Below are 16028 nucleotides of genomic sequence, written 5' to 3'. Positions count from 1 at the left end.
AAAAATTGGAAGGAGAAATACTATTTGACTGCCATACGGTATGAATTAATCAAAACATGCAAACAAACCGGTGCCAGGCTGGGCCGTGTCCATACTCCTCATGGTTCTTTCGATACGCCTGCCTTTATGCCAGTTGGTACACTGGCGACAGTCAAGACGATGTCGCCAGAGGAATTAAAAGAGATGGGGGCAGGAATCATCTTAAGCAATACCTATCATTTATGGCTTCGTCCCGGTCAGGAAATTGTTGGTGAGGCTGGCGGCCTGCATAAATTTATGAACTGGGACCGCGCGATTCTAACAGATTCTGGGGGATTCCAGGTTTTTAGCTTAAGTGATTTCCGGAAGATTGAGGAGGAAGGCGTTCATTTTAGAAATCATTTAAATGGAGACAAGCTGTTTTTGTCCCCGGAAAAAGCGATGGATATTCAAAACACATTAGGTTCTGATATAATGATGGCCTTTGACGAATGTCCGCCATATCCTGCTTCATTTGAATATATGAAAAAGTCTGTTGAACGCACCTCCCGCTGGGCTGAGCGCTGTTTAAAAGCGCACAAGTGTCCAAATGATCAAGGGCTGTTTGGCATCGTCCAAGGCGGGGAATATGAGGAGCTTAGGAAGCAAAGTGCAAAGGATTTAGTTTCATTAGATTTTCCTGGGTATGCGGTTGGAGGGCTTTCTGTCGGTGAGCCGAAGGATATCATGAACCGCATGCTGGAATTCACTACGCCTCTGCTTCCATCAAATAAGCCTAGATATTTAATGGGTGTCGGTTCGCCGGATTCCCTAGTCGATGGCGCTATCCGCGGAATTGATATGTTCGATTGCGTATTGCCGACAAGGATTGCTAGAAATGGCACGCTAATGACAAGCGAAGGCCGTCTTGTTGTGAAAAATGCCAAGTATGCCAGGGATTTCCGTCCTTTAGATGAGAACTGTGACTGCTATACTTGCAGAAATTATACACGTGCCTATATCCGCCATTTAATTCATTGTGATGAAACGTTTGGTATAAGGCTTACAACTTACCATAATCTCTATTTTCTGTTAAAATTAATGGAAAGAGTCAGACAAGCGATCAGAGAAGATCGTCTAGGTGACTTTAGGGAAGAATTTTTCGAACAATATGGCTTCAATAAGCCAAATGCGAGAAACTTCTAAGAAAGCCGCCCAGGCTTACGAACATTGTTCGAATGGGGGGAACCCTGTTTGAACAAAACAAAACGGAAAGGAGGAGATTACGTACATGGAAATGCTTGGCACACTAGGACCATTATTGTTAATGTTTGTATTATTTTACTTCTTGCTTATCCGCCCGCAGCAAAAGCGCCAAAAGAATGTTCAGCAAATGCAGAGCAGCCTGAAAAAGGGTGATAAGATTGTAACAATCGGCGGTTTGCATGGTATTGTTGATGCAATTGACGAAGGGAAAATTGTCATCAAATGTGGGGACGGAAGCCGCCTTACATACGACCGCGCAGCGGTTCGCGAAGTAACAGACTCTGCTGGTGACATGCTTGCAAAATCATAATTAAAGACATAAAGAAGCGGGAGCCTAAAAAGGCTCCCGTTTTTTTATGATGCTCTTGTATTTTTATTAGACATATTTACGCCAAGAATACCGCCCATCATGGCCGTTAGAATATAGCATGTATGGTAGATGACTTGCTCTAAATCGAATAGACGGTCCACGCCTAGGAACTGGAATAGAAAAATGACGCCTGTGTAGATCAGACCTGTTAATCCTCCAAGAAGCCAGCCCTTTTGTTTTCCTTTTCCGCCAGAAATAAATCCTCCGATGAAAAGCGCGACAAAGGAAATGGCAGTAACAACAAATTGGATAGATGTTTCTTGCAAAGATGTAAATTTTAATAATAGTGAAAACACTAAGCTGCTAATAATGGCAAGAACAAAAATGGCAATTAATCCAAATAAAATTCCTCCGCCAACATTTTTTGACTCCTCTATATTGACCCTCTCCCTTCTTATGCATACGGATGGAGCAGCTGCATATAGAAGCTGCTTGTTTCCCCTAGTACAAGCATATTCATGAAATAAATAAATAGAATTAAATCTTCTCACTTCAATTGGTAAAAAATCCTTATCATTTTTTTATGGGGTCTGTAAAACATAAAAAGAAATGCCAAAGGGGGGGGAAGTGTGGAGCAATATTTGGTTATTATTTTTCGAACGGTCATATTATATGTTTTGATATTATTAATCCTTCGCATTATGGGGAAAAAGGAGCTTGGCCAGCTAAGTACAATTGATTTTGTTGTTTCGATAATGCTGGCGGAAATGGCTGTTTTATCAATTGAAAAGCCTGATACTCCGATACTCATAAATATAGTGCCGATGGTTCTTTTAATGCTGATTCAAATTGGAATGTCTATTGCAACACTGAAAAGCAAGAAATTACGTGATTTAGTTGACGGACGGCCTTCTATCATCATAAATAAGGGGGAAATTGATGAAGAGGCCATGCGAAAGCATCGATATAATCTGGATGATTTGCTGCTTCAGCTAAGAGGTAAGGATATTAGAAATATTACAGATGTAGAGTTTGCCATTCTAGAGACAACCGGAGAACTGTCGGTATTAAAAAAGCCTAAGAAGAAAAATAGCGGAACTATGACATTTCCGCTTATTGTGGATGGCGAAATACAACAGGAAGGACTTAACCACATCAATCAAACCGAAGCTTGGCTTCATAAGGAGCTTTTAAAAAGAGGATATTATGACGTAAAAGAGATTTCCTTCTGCAGCTGGGAAAACGGAAACTTTTTTATTGATCGATCGGATAAAAAAATATAAAAAGGCAAAGGAACGTTTCTCCTTTGCCTTTTTAGCGGAAGGAAAGCTTTGATAATGGCTTCCCTATCCAAGGGATTCTTATAATTTCATCCTTTCTGACCAATCCTAATACGAGCGTCAGGAAGAAGTACACAATAGAAATGGCGGCTGCAATCAATAAAACCTGGAAAGCAAGATGAACCCCTTGGCTGATATTTTTCAGCAGAAAGATCCCGATCCATCCAGAAACACCCATAACAAAAAAAGTCTTAATATACTCCCGGATATAGAAAGTAAACGATATCTTTTTAAGAACTGTTGATAAATGTAATAAGGTGACAAGTACAAAACCCACCATGATGCCAAGGGCAACACCATTAATTCCAAAAGATGGCTGGCTTGCTAATAAAAAGATGACTGCCGTTTTTACAATGGCCCCGATTAAACTGTTAATCATCGCGGCTCTTGCCAGATTTAACGCCTGCAGGGCTGCCTGCAAAGGCTGCTGAAAATAATAAAAAATAAAAAATGGCGCCATGAGTTTGATGAATGGAGCTCCACTAGCAGATCCATACATCACTTCCATCAGTCCATCTGATAACACATACAAAACAACAACTGCAAGCCCGCCCGTTAAAAACGTCAGGCGGAGTGCCTGCTGGAGCCTATACTCGATAAGCCGCATATTGTTTTTTGAATGTGCCTCGCTAATAGCAGGGACAAGAGCTGTTGAAAGTGAATTGGTAATGAATGAGGGGAGCATTAATAAAGGCAGGGCAAATCCTGTCAGTGCTCCATATTGTTTTGTTGCTGCAATAGCTGCTACCCCTGCTATGGCAAGACTGTGGGCTACTACAATAGGTTCAAAAAACCAGGCAATAGAACCGATCATCCTGCTTCCTGTAGTAGGCAAAGCGATGCTCATAAGTTCATTAAACGTACTTTTCCCAGACTTTACGTATGTGAAAAATTGTCTTCTGACTCTAAACCTTTTCTTAAGCTTAAAGGCTGTAAAAAGGTAAAGGAGTGATGCTAGTTCACCGATAACGGACGCAAGCATGGCTCCCGCAGCTGCGTATTCAATTCCATACGGCAGAAATGCTTTAGTCATTGCAGCAATTAAGGTGATGCGGACAATTTGTTCAAGCATCTGTGATAGGGCTGCTGGTTTCATATTTTGTCTGCCCTGGAAGTAACCTCTGATCACAGAAGAAACGGCGACAATAGGAACAATTGGCGCGATGGCAAGCAATGGCCAATGGATACGCGAATCGGTGAATAAAGTATCTGCCAGCATGGGTGTAAGAAAGAGCAATGCAGGTGTGAAAATGGCTGATAGGGAAATAGTGACTGCCAGGGAAACAACCAAGATTTTTTTTATTTTTGCTATATCCCCGCGTGCTTCGGCCTCAGCAACATTTTTTGAAATAGCTACTGGAAGTCCCAGCTGTGTAATTGTCACAACAAGAATAAGTGTTGGAAAAGCCATCATATATAACCCAACACCCTCTTCTCCGATAAAGCGGGCAATAACAATCCGATTGATAAAACCTAGCACCCTTGTGACAAGACCGGCTGCAAGCAGGATCATTGTTCCTTTTAAAAACTTAGACATTTAGTTCCCTGCCTTCTCAAAATAGGTGTAATCATTTACAATTAACTATATGCTTTAAGGTGGACAAAGCATGACAAGCAATCGTGAAAAGCTTGAAATGTTTTTGAATGATGAATTCCAAAAGGGGAAGTGACACACAAATGGGTAATTTATATGATCATCTTCGCAGCCATGTGCAGCCGGCATTAGAAAGCAAGCTTGAAGAATTTGCCTTACTCGGATATGGACAAGTGTCAGAACAGGAATTGTGGAATTTTTTACATAAGAAGAAATGGAAAAAGGCTGGAGAAGATAAAAGAGTATCCCAAATTGTCGAGGATATTCTTTCCACTAAAGTTGGGGAATTTTTTAATTTTGCATCGGTTGAAGCGTTTAAAGGCGCAGAATTCTCCTTTGATAACGAGGAAGATCTGAAAGAACTTTTAAAGTAGTATTATTATCATCAAGAAATGATAAATTGACAGCTTTTATAAACTGTTTCATAATGAAGAATGGAATTTCCGGTCGGATACTCATGGAATGGATTATTCTGTTCCTATTCACTGATAGTTTTAATCTGGCCAGTTTTTTGCTTTTAGTCTGGCTTGAATTAAGGAGGATTTTTTCATAATGGTTAAGCGCGGTCGCATCGTTGCCTTCTTCCTTATCGTTTTACTGATAGGAAGTTTAATGGGGTCAACAACAAATAACATACTAAAAAATATTAAACTGGGCCTTGATCTTCAAGGGGGATTTGAGGTTCTCTATGAAGTAGCACCTTTAGAAAAAGGCCAAAAAATTGATAAGACGGTCTTGGCCAGTACGGCAAAAGCGCTGGACAAGCGTGTGAACGTCCTAGGGGTCAGTGAACCTAATATTCAAATTGAAGGGGATAACCGGATTCGCGTTCAGCTTGCTGGTGTAACGGATCAGAATAAAGCCCGCGAAATCCTATCAACAGAGGCTAATCTTTCTTTCCGCGATGTTAATGATGTAAAGATGATGGATGGAGCAGACCTTGCTGAAAATGGGGCAAAACAAACATTTGATGAAAATGGAAATCCAAGTGTTTCAATTAAATTGAAAAGTGCCACTAAATTCAAAGATGTCACTGAACAGATTGTCAACATGGGGGCACCTAACAATTTGCTTGTCATCTGGCTAGATTTTGAAGAAGGAAAGGACTCCTTTAAAGCAGAAGCTGCGAAAGAGGATCCTAAATATTTATCTGCACCAAGAGTAAGTGAGGTATTTAACCGGGATACGGTTTCTATTGTCGGAAGCTTTACAATTGAAGAAGCGCAGACTTTGGCAGACCTATTAAATGCCGGTTCGCTGCCAGTTAAGCTGACTGAAGTTTATTCAACATCGGTTGGCGCTCAATTTGGTGAGCAGGCCATGCAAAAAACCGTCCTTGGCGGTATTGTCGGTATTGCGATCATTTATTTATTTATGATTCTTTATTATCGTTTCCCAGGCTTCATTGCCACTGTCACATTATCTATTTATATTTACTTGATTCTGTTAATCTTTGATTGGATGAATGGCGTGCTGACCCTTCCAGGTATTGCAGCGCTGATTCTCGGGGTCGGGATGGCCGTTGACGCGAATATCCTGACGTTTGAAAGGATTAAAGAGGAATTAAGAGTAGGCAGAACGATTAAGTCTGCTTTCCAGGCAGGAAGCAGCAACTCCTTTACTTCTATTTTTGATGCAAATATCACCACGATTCTTGCTGCCGGTGTGTTATTTGCATATGGTACAAGCTCTGTTAAAGGATTTGCAACCATGCTGATCCTAAGTATTGTTGTGAGCTTCCTGACAGCGGTTTACGGTTCCAGATTACTGCTTGGACTTTGGGTGAACAGTAATTTCTTTAACAAAAAACTCAGCTGGTTTGGGGTCAAGAAAGAAGACGTTCATAACATTGCTGAAAATGTGGATACACATGATTTAACAACAAAGTTTGATAAATTTGACTTTGTTAAACATAGAAAAAAATTCTTTACATTTTCTATCGTCTATATCATTATTGGCATCATTTTATTAGCCGTTTTCCGCTTGAATTTAGGCATTGATTTTTCAAGCGGAACGCGCATCGAAATTATGGCCAATGAATCCATTACAAAGCAAGACTTACAGGAAGAGCTTGCTAAGTATGATATTCAGGCAGATGATATTGTCATTTCTGGTGAAGAAAAAAATATTGGTGTCGCAAGACTAAAAGGTGTATTAACTAAGGATGAGATTGCTGATTTAAAGACCGGCTTCCATAAGTCCTTTGGCGCCGATCCAAATGTAAGCACTGTGTCGCCGACAATTGGAAAAGAGCTTGCAAAAAATGCATTGATTGCACTGGCTATTGCAGCAGTAGGCATTATTATTTATGTAACGATTCGTTTTGAAATGATCATGGCTATACCGGCAGTGCTTGCCTTGCTGCACGATTCCTTCTTTATTGTTGCTTTCTTTAGCATTACTCGTTTAGAGGTTGACATCACCTTCATTGCCGCTATCTTGACGGTTGTTGGTTATTCAATTAATGATACAATTGTTACGTATGACCGAATCAGGGAAATGCTCCATAAGAAAAAACGTCTGAAGACGGTTGAGGACATTGCTGAGGTTGTCAATAAAGGACTTCGTCAAGTAATGGGCCGTTCCATTAATACGGTTCTTACCGTTATCATTGCGATATTAGGCCTGCTAATCTTCGGAAGTGAATCAATTCGCAACTTCTCTATTGCATTGCTGATTGGTACAATAGCAGGTACCTATTCTTCCATCTTCCTTGCTGCACAGATCTGGTTTGTGTGGAAGTGCAGGGAATTAAAGAAAAAGGGCACAATCAAAACGGTGAAAGAAAAACGCACATGGAGCGATGAACCGCAAGTTTAATAAGAAGGTTAAAACCTCAGGGGAAATCCTGAGGTTTTTTTTGCTCATAATCAAACGAAAAAGGACAAACTATGGATAAGCTTAAGTGAGGAAGGAAGTTTCGTGTTGAGTAATCAGGACCGTTTTAAAAAGGCAGAATTTGCTGCTGTACTTGGGATTGTGATTAATGTTGCTCTTGCCATATTAAAAGGAGCAATAGGCATTTATTCAGGGAGCCGCGCGCTTATTGCGGATGCTGTCCACTCTGCATCCGATGTTGCGGGATCATTTGCTGTTTATTTAGGTTTAAGAGCTGCGAAACAGCCTCCGGATAAGGATCATCCCTATGGACACGGGAAAGCGGAGTCCATTGCGGCAATTATTGTAGCTGTACTCCTATTCATTGTAGGAATTGAAATTGGCAAGTCATCTTTTTCGGCATTCTTTACTCCGATCGAGGCACCAAAAACGGTGGCAATCGTGGCTGTCATTATTTCTATTGTGGTCAAAGAGGCTCTATTTCGCTATAAATATAAACTAGGGAAAGAGCTGAATAGTGACGCGTTAATTGTAAATGCCTATGAGCACCGCTCGGATGTGTATTCCTCTCTTGCTGCTTTGGTCGGAATTGGATTTGCTGTAGTAGGAGGCAAGCTTGGAATTGAATGGCTGGAGTACGCCGACCCAGTGGCAGGAGTAGTTGTAGCATTAATGATCTTAAAAATGGCCTGGTCCTTAGGCAAGGAATCCATCAATAATACGCTTGACCATGTTCTCGGTGATGACGATTCTGTGGAATTAAAAAAGGCTGCACTAGAGATTGAAGGGGTAAGAAAAATCGGAGAGCTCCATGCACGTGTGCATGGATATTATGTCATTGTCGATATCAAAGTATCAGTGGACCCGCATATGACGGTTGAAGAAGGTCATCGTATCGGCAAAAAAGTAAAGAAAAAATTATTGAAAATGGAAAACGTCCATAATGTATTTGTTCACATAAACCCTTATAATGAAGATGAGGAAGACGATTGAACAGCGGATGACGCTGTTTCTTTTTTTGGCTTCTATCTTTTGTCATTGAAACCCTGGGGGCCCCTCTTGTATAATGAAAAAGCTAAAGGGGTGAACAAATGTTAAATTCAAAATCACGCTGGATTGTTCGGGAAACAGATAAAGAAAAAGAAGACCTGCTTGTCCGGGAACTGAATATTGCTCCTCTTGCAGCAGCACTTCTGGTAAACCGCGGAATGGGTACGGTTGAATCCGCAAGGAACTTCTTATTTGATGAAGGGTTGGAACTTCACGATCCATTTCAAATAAAAGATATGGACAGAGCTGTTGACCGGATTAAAACAGCTATTGATTTAAAGGAACCGATCTTAATCTTTGGCGACTATGATGCAGATGGTGTAACAAGTACAACTGTCATGATGAGAACGCTTACAGAACTTGGAGCCGATGTCCAATTCTACATACCGAACCGCTTTACAGAAGGCTATGGCCCCAATATTCCTGCTTTTGAATATGCTTCAGATATTGGGATTAAGCTGATAATAACAGTAGATACAGGAATCGCTGCCATTGATCCAGCAAAGGCTGCTAAACAATTAAATATGGATTTAATTATTACTGACCATCACGAACCTGGACCTGAGCTGCCTGAAGCTCTTGCAATCATTCATCCGAAACTTCCGGATAGCCAATACCCTTTCCGGGAACTAGCTGGTGTTGGCGTTGCATTTAAATTAGCACATGCCTTGTATGGGAAAGTTCCAGAGCATTTGCTTGAACTGGCTGCGATTGGAACAATTGCCGATCTTGTTCCTTTAACCGGCGAAAATCGCCTGATAGCGAAAAAAGGTATTAGAAACTTAAGGTCAACTTCGAATCCTGGTCTAAAAGCATTATTGAAAAAGTCGGGAGCCGACATATCGGCTATTAATGAGGAGACAATTGGTTTTTTCATTGCCCCGCGTTTGAATGCTGCCGGAAGATTGGATAGTGCAGATCCGGCTGTTGACTTATTGCTGACAGAGGATTCGTCTGAGGCCAGTATGATTGCTGAAGAAATTGACCAATTAAATAAAGACCGCCAAGCAATTGTTCAGCAAATTGCGGAAGAAGCTTTTCGGGAAGTAGAAGAACATTTTCCGGTTGAGGAGAATGCTGTTTTAGTCATTGGGAAAGAGGGCTGGAACCCTGGTGTGGTCGGAATTGTTGCATCAAAGCTTACCGAAAAATACTACAGACCGGCTATTGTTTTAAGCTTTGACTTAGAAAAGGGACTGGCAAAGGGCTCTGCAAGAAGTATTCCAGGATTTGATTTGTTCAAAAACCTGTCTCAATCAAGGGATATTTTGCCCCATTTTGGCGGCCATCCAATGGCTGCTGGTATGACATTAAGGATTGAGCATGTGGAAGAACTTCGCAACAGGCTCAATCAGGCGGCAAAGCAGCAGCTGAATGAGGAAGATTTTATCCCGCTTACCGTCCTTGATGCTGAAATTAATTTAGGCGATGTCGATTTAGCGTCCATTGAACAAATGCAGATGCTCGCCCCGTATGGTACGGATAATCCAAAACCGAAAGTTTTAATAAAAGATGTCAATATTTCAAGCCTAAAAAAGATCGGCTCAGATAAAAATCACTTAAAACTGTCCGTTGAAAACGCTGGAAACACCTTGGATGGTGTAGGTTTTGGACTTGGTTCCCTTTATGAGGAAATTTCGCCTGATGCTAAGATTTCAATGATTGGGGAACTATCAATAAATGAGTGGAATAACATGCGAAAGCCGCAAATGTTTCTGCAGGACGTTGCTATTACACAATGGCAGCTGTTTGATATACGGGGTTTGAGACAGTTTGAAAAGCTAATAGATCATGTCCCTGGCAATAAGGGGAAGTGGTTTGTCTTCAACGAGGATAATATAGCTAAGTTTCAAACATATGCTGGCCCAAATTTGGTAAAAATACAAACGATAGATGAAGCAATGAAAGTTAATATTGAAAATGAATATATTGTATTAGCAGATTTGCCCCAATCAAAAGAGCTGCTCACTTCTTTATTTTTTGGGAAAAACCCAGCAAGGATCTACGCGCATTTTTATAAAGAAAACAGCGCATTCTTTAGCATCCTTCCAACAAGAGAACATTTTAAATGGTTCTATGCCTTTTTGGTGAAAAAAGGACCCATTGATTTAAAGAGATATGGGAGTGATCTTGCTAAATTAAAGGGCTGGAGCACAGAAACGATTAACTTTATGTATCAAGTGTTTTCAGAATTAGAATTTGTTAAAATGGATAATGGCGTCGTTTCTATTAATCATTCAGCAAAGAAGCATGATTTATCAGAATCTCAAATTTATGAGCAAAGACGATTGCAATCTGTGCTTGAAAACGAGCTGCTGTACTCTTCATACCAGCAATTAAGAAGCTGGTTTGATGAAATTATTAAAGGTTCTGCAAAAATTGAGGAGGCATTAAAATAACATGGACTTAAAAAAATACATTACCATTGTCCAGGATTGGCCAAAACCAGGCATTCAATTTAAAGATATTACGACATTAATGGATAACGGAGATGCTTATCGGTACGCAACAGACCAAATTGTGGAATATGCCCGCAAAAAGCAAATTGATTTAGTTGTTGGCCCAGAAGCACGCGGATTTATCATTGGCTGTCCTGTTGCCTATTCACTTGGAGTTGGTTTTGCACCAGTCAGAAAGGAAGGAAAGCTTCCTCGTGAAACGATCAAAGTGGATTACGGTCTTGAGTATGGCAAGGATGTTCTAACCATTCATAAGGATGCCATTAAGCCGGGACAGCGCGTTCTCATTACAGATGACCTGCTTGCTACAGGCGGAACCATTGAAGCAACGATTAAGCTGGTAGAAGAGCTTGGCGGTGTAGTTGCAGGGATTGCTTTCCTCATCGAATTATCTTATCTGGATGGCCGCAAAAAGCTTGGAAAATATGATATTCTTACATTAATGCAATACTAATTTCATTATATTAGAGCGTCAGGCTGGCGCTCTTTTTTCTATTTTTATCAGAAATAAATATTTTCTGCTTCGAAAATTGTCAGCCCCAGCGCTTTTCATTTTTCGACAAACTTCTTATTTTTTCTTAAAATTCATTGCTTTCCCTTTACATATTCGTTTTTTTTTTCGATAATAGTAACAATCATTCTAATTTTGGCCTTATATATATTAGGTAACTATAAACGGAAATGGCATAAGAGAAAAAAATTTATTGATAAAAGGTGATCCCATGGCGAACGATCATGTTCTGACCGCCGAACAAGTCATCGACAGGACAAAATTATATTTAAATGATGAGCATGTGGCTCAAGTGAAGGAAGCATATGAGTTTGCAAAGCATGCCCATCGTGAACAATATAGAAAATCGGGTGAGCCTTATATCATCCATCCTATACAGGTTGCAGGCATTTTAGCAGATTTAGAAATGGATCCTTCCACATTGGCGGCTGGTTTCCTTCATGATGTGGTTGAAGATACCGAAGTGACTTTAGATGATATAAAAGAAACATTCAACGAAGAAATTGCGATGCTTGTCGACGGCGTGACTAAGCTTGGAAAAATTAAATACAAATCGAAGGAAGAACAGCAGGCGGAAAACCACCGAAAAATGTTTGTCGCTATGGCACAGGATATCCGCGTGATCCTTATTAAGCTGGCAGACAGGCTTCATAACATGCGAACGTTAAAGCATCTTCCGGCAGAAAAACAGCGAAGAATTTCCAATGAAACATTAGAAATTTTTGCGCCTCTTGCCCACCGTTTGGGGATTTCCAAAATCAAATGGGAACTGGAAGATACGGCTTTAAGATATTTAAATCCGCAGCAATACTATCGAATTGTTAATCTGATGAAGAAAAAACGCGCCGAGCGGGAGCTATATTTGGATGAGGTTATCCAGGAGATGCGCGGCCGATTAAATGACGTATCTATCAAAGCTGATATTTCAGGCCGGCCTAAGCATATTTACAGCATCTACCGAAAAATGGCCTTACAAAATAAGCAGTTCAATGAAATCTATGATTTGCTTGCCGTTCGAATTGTCGTGAACAGCATTAAAGATTGCTATGCGGTACTCGGGATTATTCATACATGCTGGCGTCCAATGCCGGGCCGGTTTAAAGACTATATTGCAATGCCAAAGCAAAATATGTATCAATCCCTTCATACAACAGTCATTGGCCCTAAGGGAGAGCCGCTTGAAGTACAGATCCGCACATTTGAAATGCACCGGATTGCTGAATTCGGTATTGCTGCCCATTGGGCGTATAAAGAAGGCAAAAAGATCGATGACAGTTCATCCATTGAAAATAAATTTACATGGTTCCGGGAAATTCTCGAATTCCAGGATAACTCAGTAAATGCTGAGGAATTCATGGAATCGCTAAAGATTGACTTATTTTCCGATATGGTTTTTGTCTTTACACCAAAAGGGGATGTTATTGAGCTGCCTGCCGGTTCTGTACCTATTGATTTTGCCTATCGGATTCATTCTGAAATTGGAAATAAGACCATTGGTTCAAAGGTGAACGGCAAAATGGTCACTCTTGATTATAAGCTGAAAACTGGCGATATCATTGAAATTTTAACCTCCAAGCACTCATACGGTCCAAGCAAGGATTGGCTCAAACTTGCCCAAACTTCCCAAGCGAAAAATAAAATAAGACAATTTTTCAAAAAGCAAAGACGGGAAGAAAATGTTGAAAAGGGCAGAGAGCTGGTTGAAAAGGAAATTAAGAATCTGGATTTTGATTTAAAGGAAATCCTAACGCCAGATAATATCAAAAGAGTCGCGGAAAAATTTAATTTTACCAATGAAGAAGATATGTATGCAGCTGTAGGCTACAATGGGGTTACGGCTCTGCAGGTTGCAAACCGCCTAACGGAGAAATGGCGGAAAAAGCGCGATTTAGAGCAGGCAACTGCCAATATTACGAATGCGGTTTCTGAATTAAGGTCCTTCCCGCAAAATAAAAAACGCGAATCAGGGGTTCGGGTTTCCGGAATTGATAACTTATTAATCCGGCTTTCCCGCTGCTGTAATCCGGTGCCTGGAGACGAAATTGTCGGATTTATTACAAAAGGCCGCGGTGTTTCTGTTCACCGTTCGGATTGTACAAATATAAATACCGATGACGCTAAGGAAAGATTGATTCCTGTCGAATGGGAGACGGCCTTAAGTGACCGGAAGGAATATAATGTTGAAATTGAGATCACCGGCTATGATCGCCGCGGGCTGCTAAATGCAGTACTGCAGGCTGTTAACGAAACGAAAACGAATATATCAGCGGTTTCAGGCAGATCTGATCGAAACAAGGCAGCCACTATCAATATGACCATTGCGATTCATAATGTTGCTCACCTGCAAAAGGTGGTAGAACGGATAAAACAAATTCCCGATGTTTATGCTGTTCGCCGAATAATGAATTAAGGGGTATTAGATAAATGCGTGTTGTTGTACAAAGAAGCAAAAAAGCAAGTGTTACTGTTGAAGGTGAAATAGTCGGCAGCATCGAAAAGGGTTTTGTTCTCTTAGTTGGTGTTACCCATGACGACAGCCTGGAGGATGCTCGATTCCTTGCTGAAAAAATTGCGGGTCTCCGTGTTTTTGAGGACGAGTCAGGAAAAATGAATCTGTCTATCCTTGATAAGGGTGGGGAAATTCTTTCTGTTTCCCAATTTACCTTATATGGGGACTGCCGGAAAGGCAGAAGGCCAAGCTTTATTGAAGCGGCTAGACCGGATCATGCATTGCCGATCTATGAAGCGTTCAATGAATTCTTGCGTGAAAAAGGATTGAAGGTAGAGACAGGTAAATTTGGCGCTATGATGGATGTTCAGCTGACCAATGACGGCCCTGTTACATTAATCATAGAAAGCAAGTAAATATAAAAAAGAGGTTAGAATCGGATTTGATTCTAACCTCTTTTGTTTTTGGATTAGCGGCCAAAGTAATTCACTAGACCCTGATAGATTCCTGATGTTACTTGATCTTGAAATTGTCCTGAAGTAACCAGCATCTCTTCAGCGGGGCTGCTTAAATAGCCAAGCTCCAGCAGTATTGCATTTCTCATATTTTCTCTTAAAACATAATAGTCTCCAAATCTGTAGCGGCGGTCACTTAAGTTCACTGTTGAATTCACTGAAGAATGAACGGCGGCCGCAAGATTTTTTTGGAAGGAATGATAGTAATAGGTGGTCATCCCTCTTACACTTTGGTCTGCGATGCTATCATAATGAATACTGATAAAGGCGTCTGCATTATGGTAATGTGACGCATAGACCCTAGAAGACAAAGGGATGTATGTATCATTGTTCCTTGTCAGAATGACATTAGCTCCAGCTGCCCTTAATTTTTCGTAAAGAAGCTGTGCGGTTTTTAAAGTTAGGTTTTTTTCCAGGGTCCCGCCATTTCCTGTCGTTCCATTATCTTGCCCGCCATGTCCAGGGTCAATGATGATCTTCTTATTTGCTAAGCCAGCTTTTGAACCAGGTCTTTGAACGCTTGGAAGGGTTGTCCCGCTAAGGGTAACAATCCATCCGGCAATAAAGCCGCTCTCCCCATTGGCAAGCTCGATTTCATACCAATCGTTTTTAACCCCTTTAATTGCGAAAGTTTCTCCCTGGTTGGCCCTCTGAACTACTGGAGAGGCTGTGTTCGCTTCTTTTCTAATGTTTGAGCCATCATGCAGGATTTGCAATGTTCCATCTTTGACCTTTTCAGGAGGAGTCTGTTCGTTCCCGGCTGATTTATTTAGATACCAGCTGGCAACCCAGCCGAATGATCCTTTTTGATACTCAATTTTTGTCCAGTTATTGGCTTCCTCGATGATTTCGAATTTTTCCCCTTTGGCTACAGTGCCAACAGCTTTACTATTTAGGGATCCTTCATTTCTGACTGTCAGTACGGATGCAGTTACCGTTGCCGTCTGACCTGCTGCATCACTTTGCTTTTCTTGTACTTTCTCAGCTGGCTTTTCAGCACTAACCGTGTTTTGTGACGCTTGTGCTGTGTCAATAAACTCACCGCTGATCCATGCGCTGTTGCCTTGATAGGAGATTTCAATCCATTCTCCTTTTTGTGACAGCAGTTTAAAATGATCCCCTTTATTGACCGATCCAATAATTCGGTAATCGGTGCCAGGGCCCGTCCGGACTCTTAATCCATCTGTGAGTACACGTGCGGTCTGATTTTTGCTAATAGAAGAATTATTATGATTGCTATTTTCCTTAATCACAAGCCAGCTTGCTGCCCAGCCTTTAGAGCCATTACCTAATTGAATTTGTACCCAATCATCTTTTTCTCCCAGGAAAACATAGCTTTCTCCTCTTTGCGCCTTTGCTACTACAGGATAGCTTAGACCAGGCCCTTTTCTGACATTTAAAATATCAGTGGCAATTTTCACGGTTGGTCCTGCTGCATGCGCGCGCTGCAAAGGCATAAATGATCCTATAAGAAGAATTAGGCTTAGGATCATAAGGTATGATTTCTTTCTTGGCAATGAAAAGCCTCCTTTCTCCTTTTTGCGAAAGTCTCCCACTTTAAATACTTCTCTATTAAAAAACAGATTTCCTTCAAAAAAATTGATTTTGTTAAGGCAGTTTTAAAAACATGTTGGCTTTAAAACTAGTTGATTGGAGCGGAAGGCACGTAGACTCCTGCGGGAGAAGCGTGTCCAGGGGAGACCCCGCAGGAGCGAAGCGACGAGGAGGCTCCACGACC

Annotated in this window: 13 protein-coding genes; 10 read left to right on the top strand and 3 right to left on the bottom strand. The window is 41.0% G+C overall.

All coding sequences use genetic code 11. From position 1 onward, the window contains the following. The first annotated feature begins 24 nt into the window (after positions 1-24). A complete protein-coding gene (tgt, locus tag AC1Q59_RS18285) occupies positions 25-1164 on the top strand; it encodes a tRNA guanosine(34) transglycosylase Tgt (RefSeq protein WP_492367296.1) in 1140 nt (379 codons plus the stop codon). 85 nt (positions 1165-1249) lie between these two features. Beyond that, entirely contained in the window at positions 1250-1534 is a 285-nt protein-coding gene (yajC, locus tag AC1Q59_RS18280) for a preprotein translocase subunit YajC (RefSeq protein WP_492367295.1), read from the top strand. A gap of 44 nt (positions 1535-1578) precedes the next feature. Here yajC and AC1Q59_RS18275 read toward each other — a convergent pair whose 3' ends face one another. Then, positions 1579-2085: a TIGR04086 family membrane protein gene (locus AC1Q59_RS18275; RefSeq protein WP_492367294.1), complete on the bottom strand. Its 507-nt coding sequence runs from the start codon at positions 2083-2085 to the stop codon at positions 1579-1581. A gap of 78 nt (positions 2086-2163) precedes the next feature. Between AC1Q59_RS18275 and AC1Q59_RS18270 the strand changes: the two genes are divergently transcribed. After that, entirely contained in the window at positions 2164-2817 is a 654-nt protein-coding gene (locus AC1Q59_RS18270) for a DUF421 domain-containing protein (RefSeq protein WP_492367293.1), read from the top strand. A gap of 31 nt (positions 2818-2848) precedes the next feature. Here the strand turns inward: AC1Q59_RS18270 and spoVB are convergent, their stop codons facing one another. After that, the gene (gene spoVB / locus AC1Q59_RS18265; protein ID WP_492367292.1) at positions 2849-4411 is read right to left on the bottom strand and encodes a stage V sporulation protein B; all 1563 of its coding nucleotides are present in this window, start codon (positions 4409-4411) and stop codon (positions 2849-2851) included. A gap of 140 nt (positions 4412-4551) precedes the next feature. Between spoVB and AC1Q59_RS18260 the strand changes: the two genes are divergently transcribed. The 7 genes from AC1Q59_RS18260 (at position 4552) to dtd (ending at position 14191) form a co-directional block, all read left to right on the top strand. Beyond that, positions 4552-4842 (top strand): post-transcriptional regulator, encoded by a 291-nt coding sequence (locus tag AC1Q59_RS18260; protein WP_492367291.1) that lies wholly within the window; start codon positions 4552-4554, stop codon positions 4840-4842. A gap of 178 nt (positions 4843-5020) precedes the next feature. Beyond that, positions 5021-7288: a protein translocase subunit SecDF gene (secDF, locus tag AC1Q59_RS18255; RefSeq protein WP_492367290.1), complete on the top strand. Its 2268-nt coding sequence runs from the start codon at positions 5021-5023 to the stop codon at positions 7286-7288. A gap of 105 nt (positions 7289-7393) precedes the next feature. Continuing rightward, a complete protein-coding gene (locus AC1Q59_RS18250) occupies positions 7394-8299 on the top strand; it encodes a cation diffusion facilitator family transporter (RefSeq protein WP_492367385.1) in 906 nt (301 codons plus the stop codon). Between the two features lie 98 nt (positions 8300-8397). Then, positions 8398-10755 (top strand): single-stranded-DNA-specific exonuclease RecJ, encoded by a 2358-nt coding sequence (recJ, locus tag AC1Q59_RS18245; protein WP_492367289.1) that lies wholly within the window; start codon positions 8398-8400, stop codon positions 10753-10755. Position 10756: 1 nt separating this feature from the next. Next, on the top strand, positions 10757-11269 hold the full coding sequence (locus tag AC1Q59_RS18240) for an adenine phosphoribosyltransferase (protein WP_492367288.1): 513 nt from the start codon (positions 10757-10759) through the stop codon (positions 11267-11269). A 268-nt stretch (positions 11270-11537) separates the two neighbouring features. Next, positions 11538-13736, top strand: coding sequence for a RelA/SpoT family protein (locus tag AC1Q59_RS18235; RefSeq protein WP_492367287.1), 2199 nt, complete (start codon positions 11538-11540; stop codon positions 13734-13736). A gap of 14 nt (positions 13737-13750) precedes the next feature. Further along, positions 13751-14191, top strand: coding sequence for a D-aminoacyl-tRNA deacylase (gene dtd, locus AC1Q59_RS18230; RefSeq protein WP_492367286.1), 441 nt, complete (start codon positions 13751-13753; stop codon positions 14189-14191). A 53-nt stretch (positions 14192-14244) separates the two neighbouring features. Here the strand turns inward: dtd and AC1Q59_RS18225 are convergent, their stop codons facing one another. Then, on the bottom strand, positions 14245-15807 hold the full coding sequence (locus AC1Q59_RS18225) for an N-acetylmuramoyl-L-alanine amidase family protein (RefSeq protein ID WP_492367285.1): 1563 nt from the start codon (positions 15805-15807) through the stop codon (positions 14245-14247). Positions 15808-16028: the final 221 nt, after the last annotated feature.

It is taken from the genome of Cytobacillus sp. MT66 (genome assembly GCF_058792595.1).
Note: the sequence above shows the minus strand (reverse complement) of the source record. Positions and strands in the feature narration are given on the sequence as shown.

What these genes read in the sequence shown, in the direction of transcription:
- AC1Q59_RS18260 (WP_492367291.1), top strand. Translation starts at nt 4,552, where the DNA reads ATGGGTAATTTATATGATCATCTTCGCAGCCATGTGCAGCCGGCATTA.
- spoVB (WP_492367292.1), bottom strand. Translation starts at nt 4,411, where the DNA reads ATGTCTAAGTTTTTAAAAGGAACAATGATCCTGCTTGCAGCCGGTCTT.
- yajC (WP_492367295.1), top strand. Translation starts at nt 1,250, where the DNA reads ATGGAAATGCTTGGCACACTAGGACCATTATTGTTAATGTTTGTATTA.
- AC1Q59_RS18240 (WP_492367288.1), top strand. Translation starts at nt 10,757, where the DNA reads ATGGACTTAAAAAAATACATTACCATTGTCCAGGATTGGCCAAAACCA.
- dtd (WP_492367286.1), top strand. Translation starts at nt 13,751, where the DNA reads ATGCGTGTTGTTGTACAAAGAAGCAAAAAAGCAAGTGTTACTGTTGAA.
- recJ (WP_492367289.1), top strand. Translation starts at nt 8,398, where the DNA reads ATGTTAAATTCAAAATCACGCTGGATTGTTCGGGAAACAGATAAAGAA.
- secDF (WP_492367290.1), top strand. Translation starts at nt 5,021, where the DNA reads ATGGTTAAGCGCGGTCGCATCGTTGCCTTCTTCCTTATCGTTTTACTG.
- AC1Q59_RS18235 (WP_492367287.1), top strand. Translation starts at nt 11,538, where the DNA reads ATGGCGAACGATCATGTTCTGACCGCCGAACAAGTCATCGACAGGACA.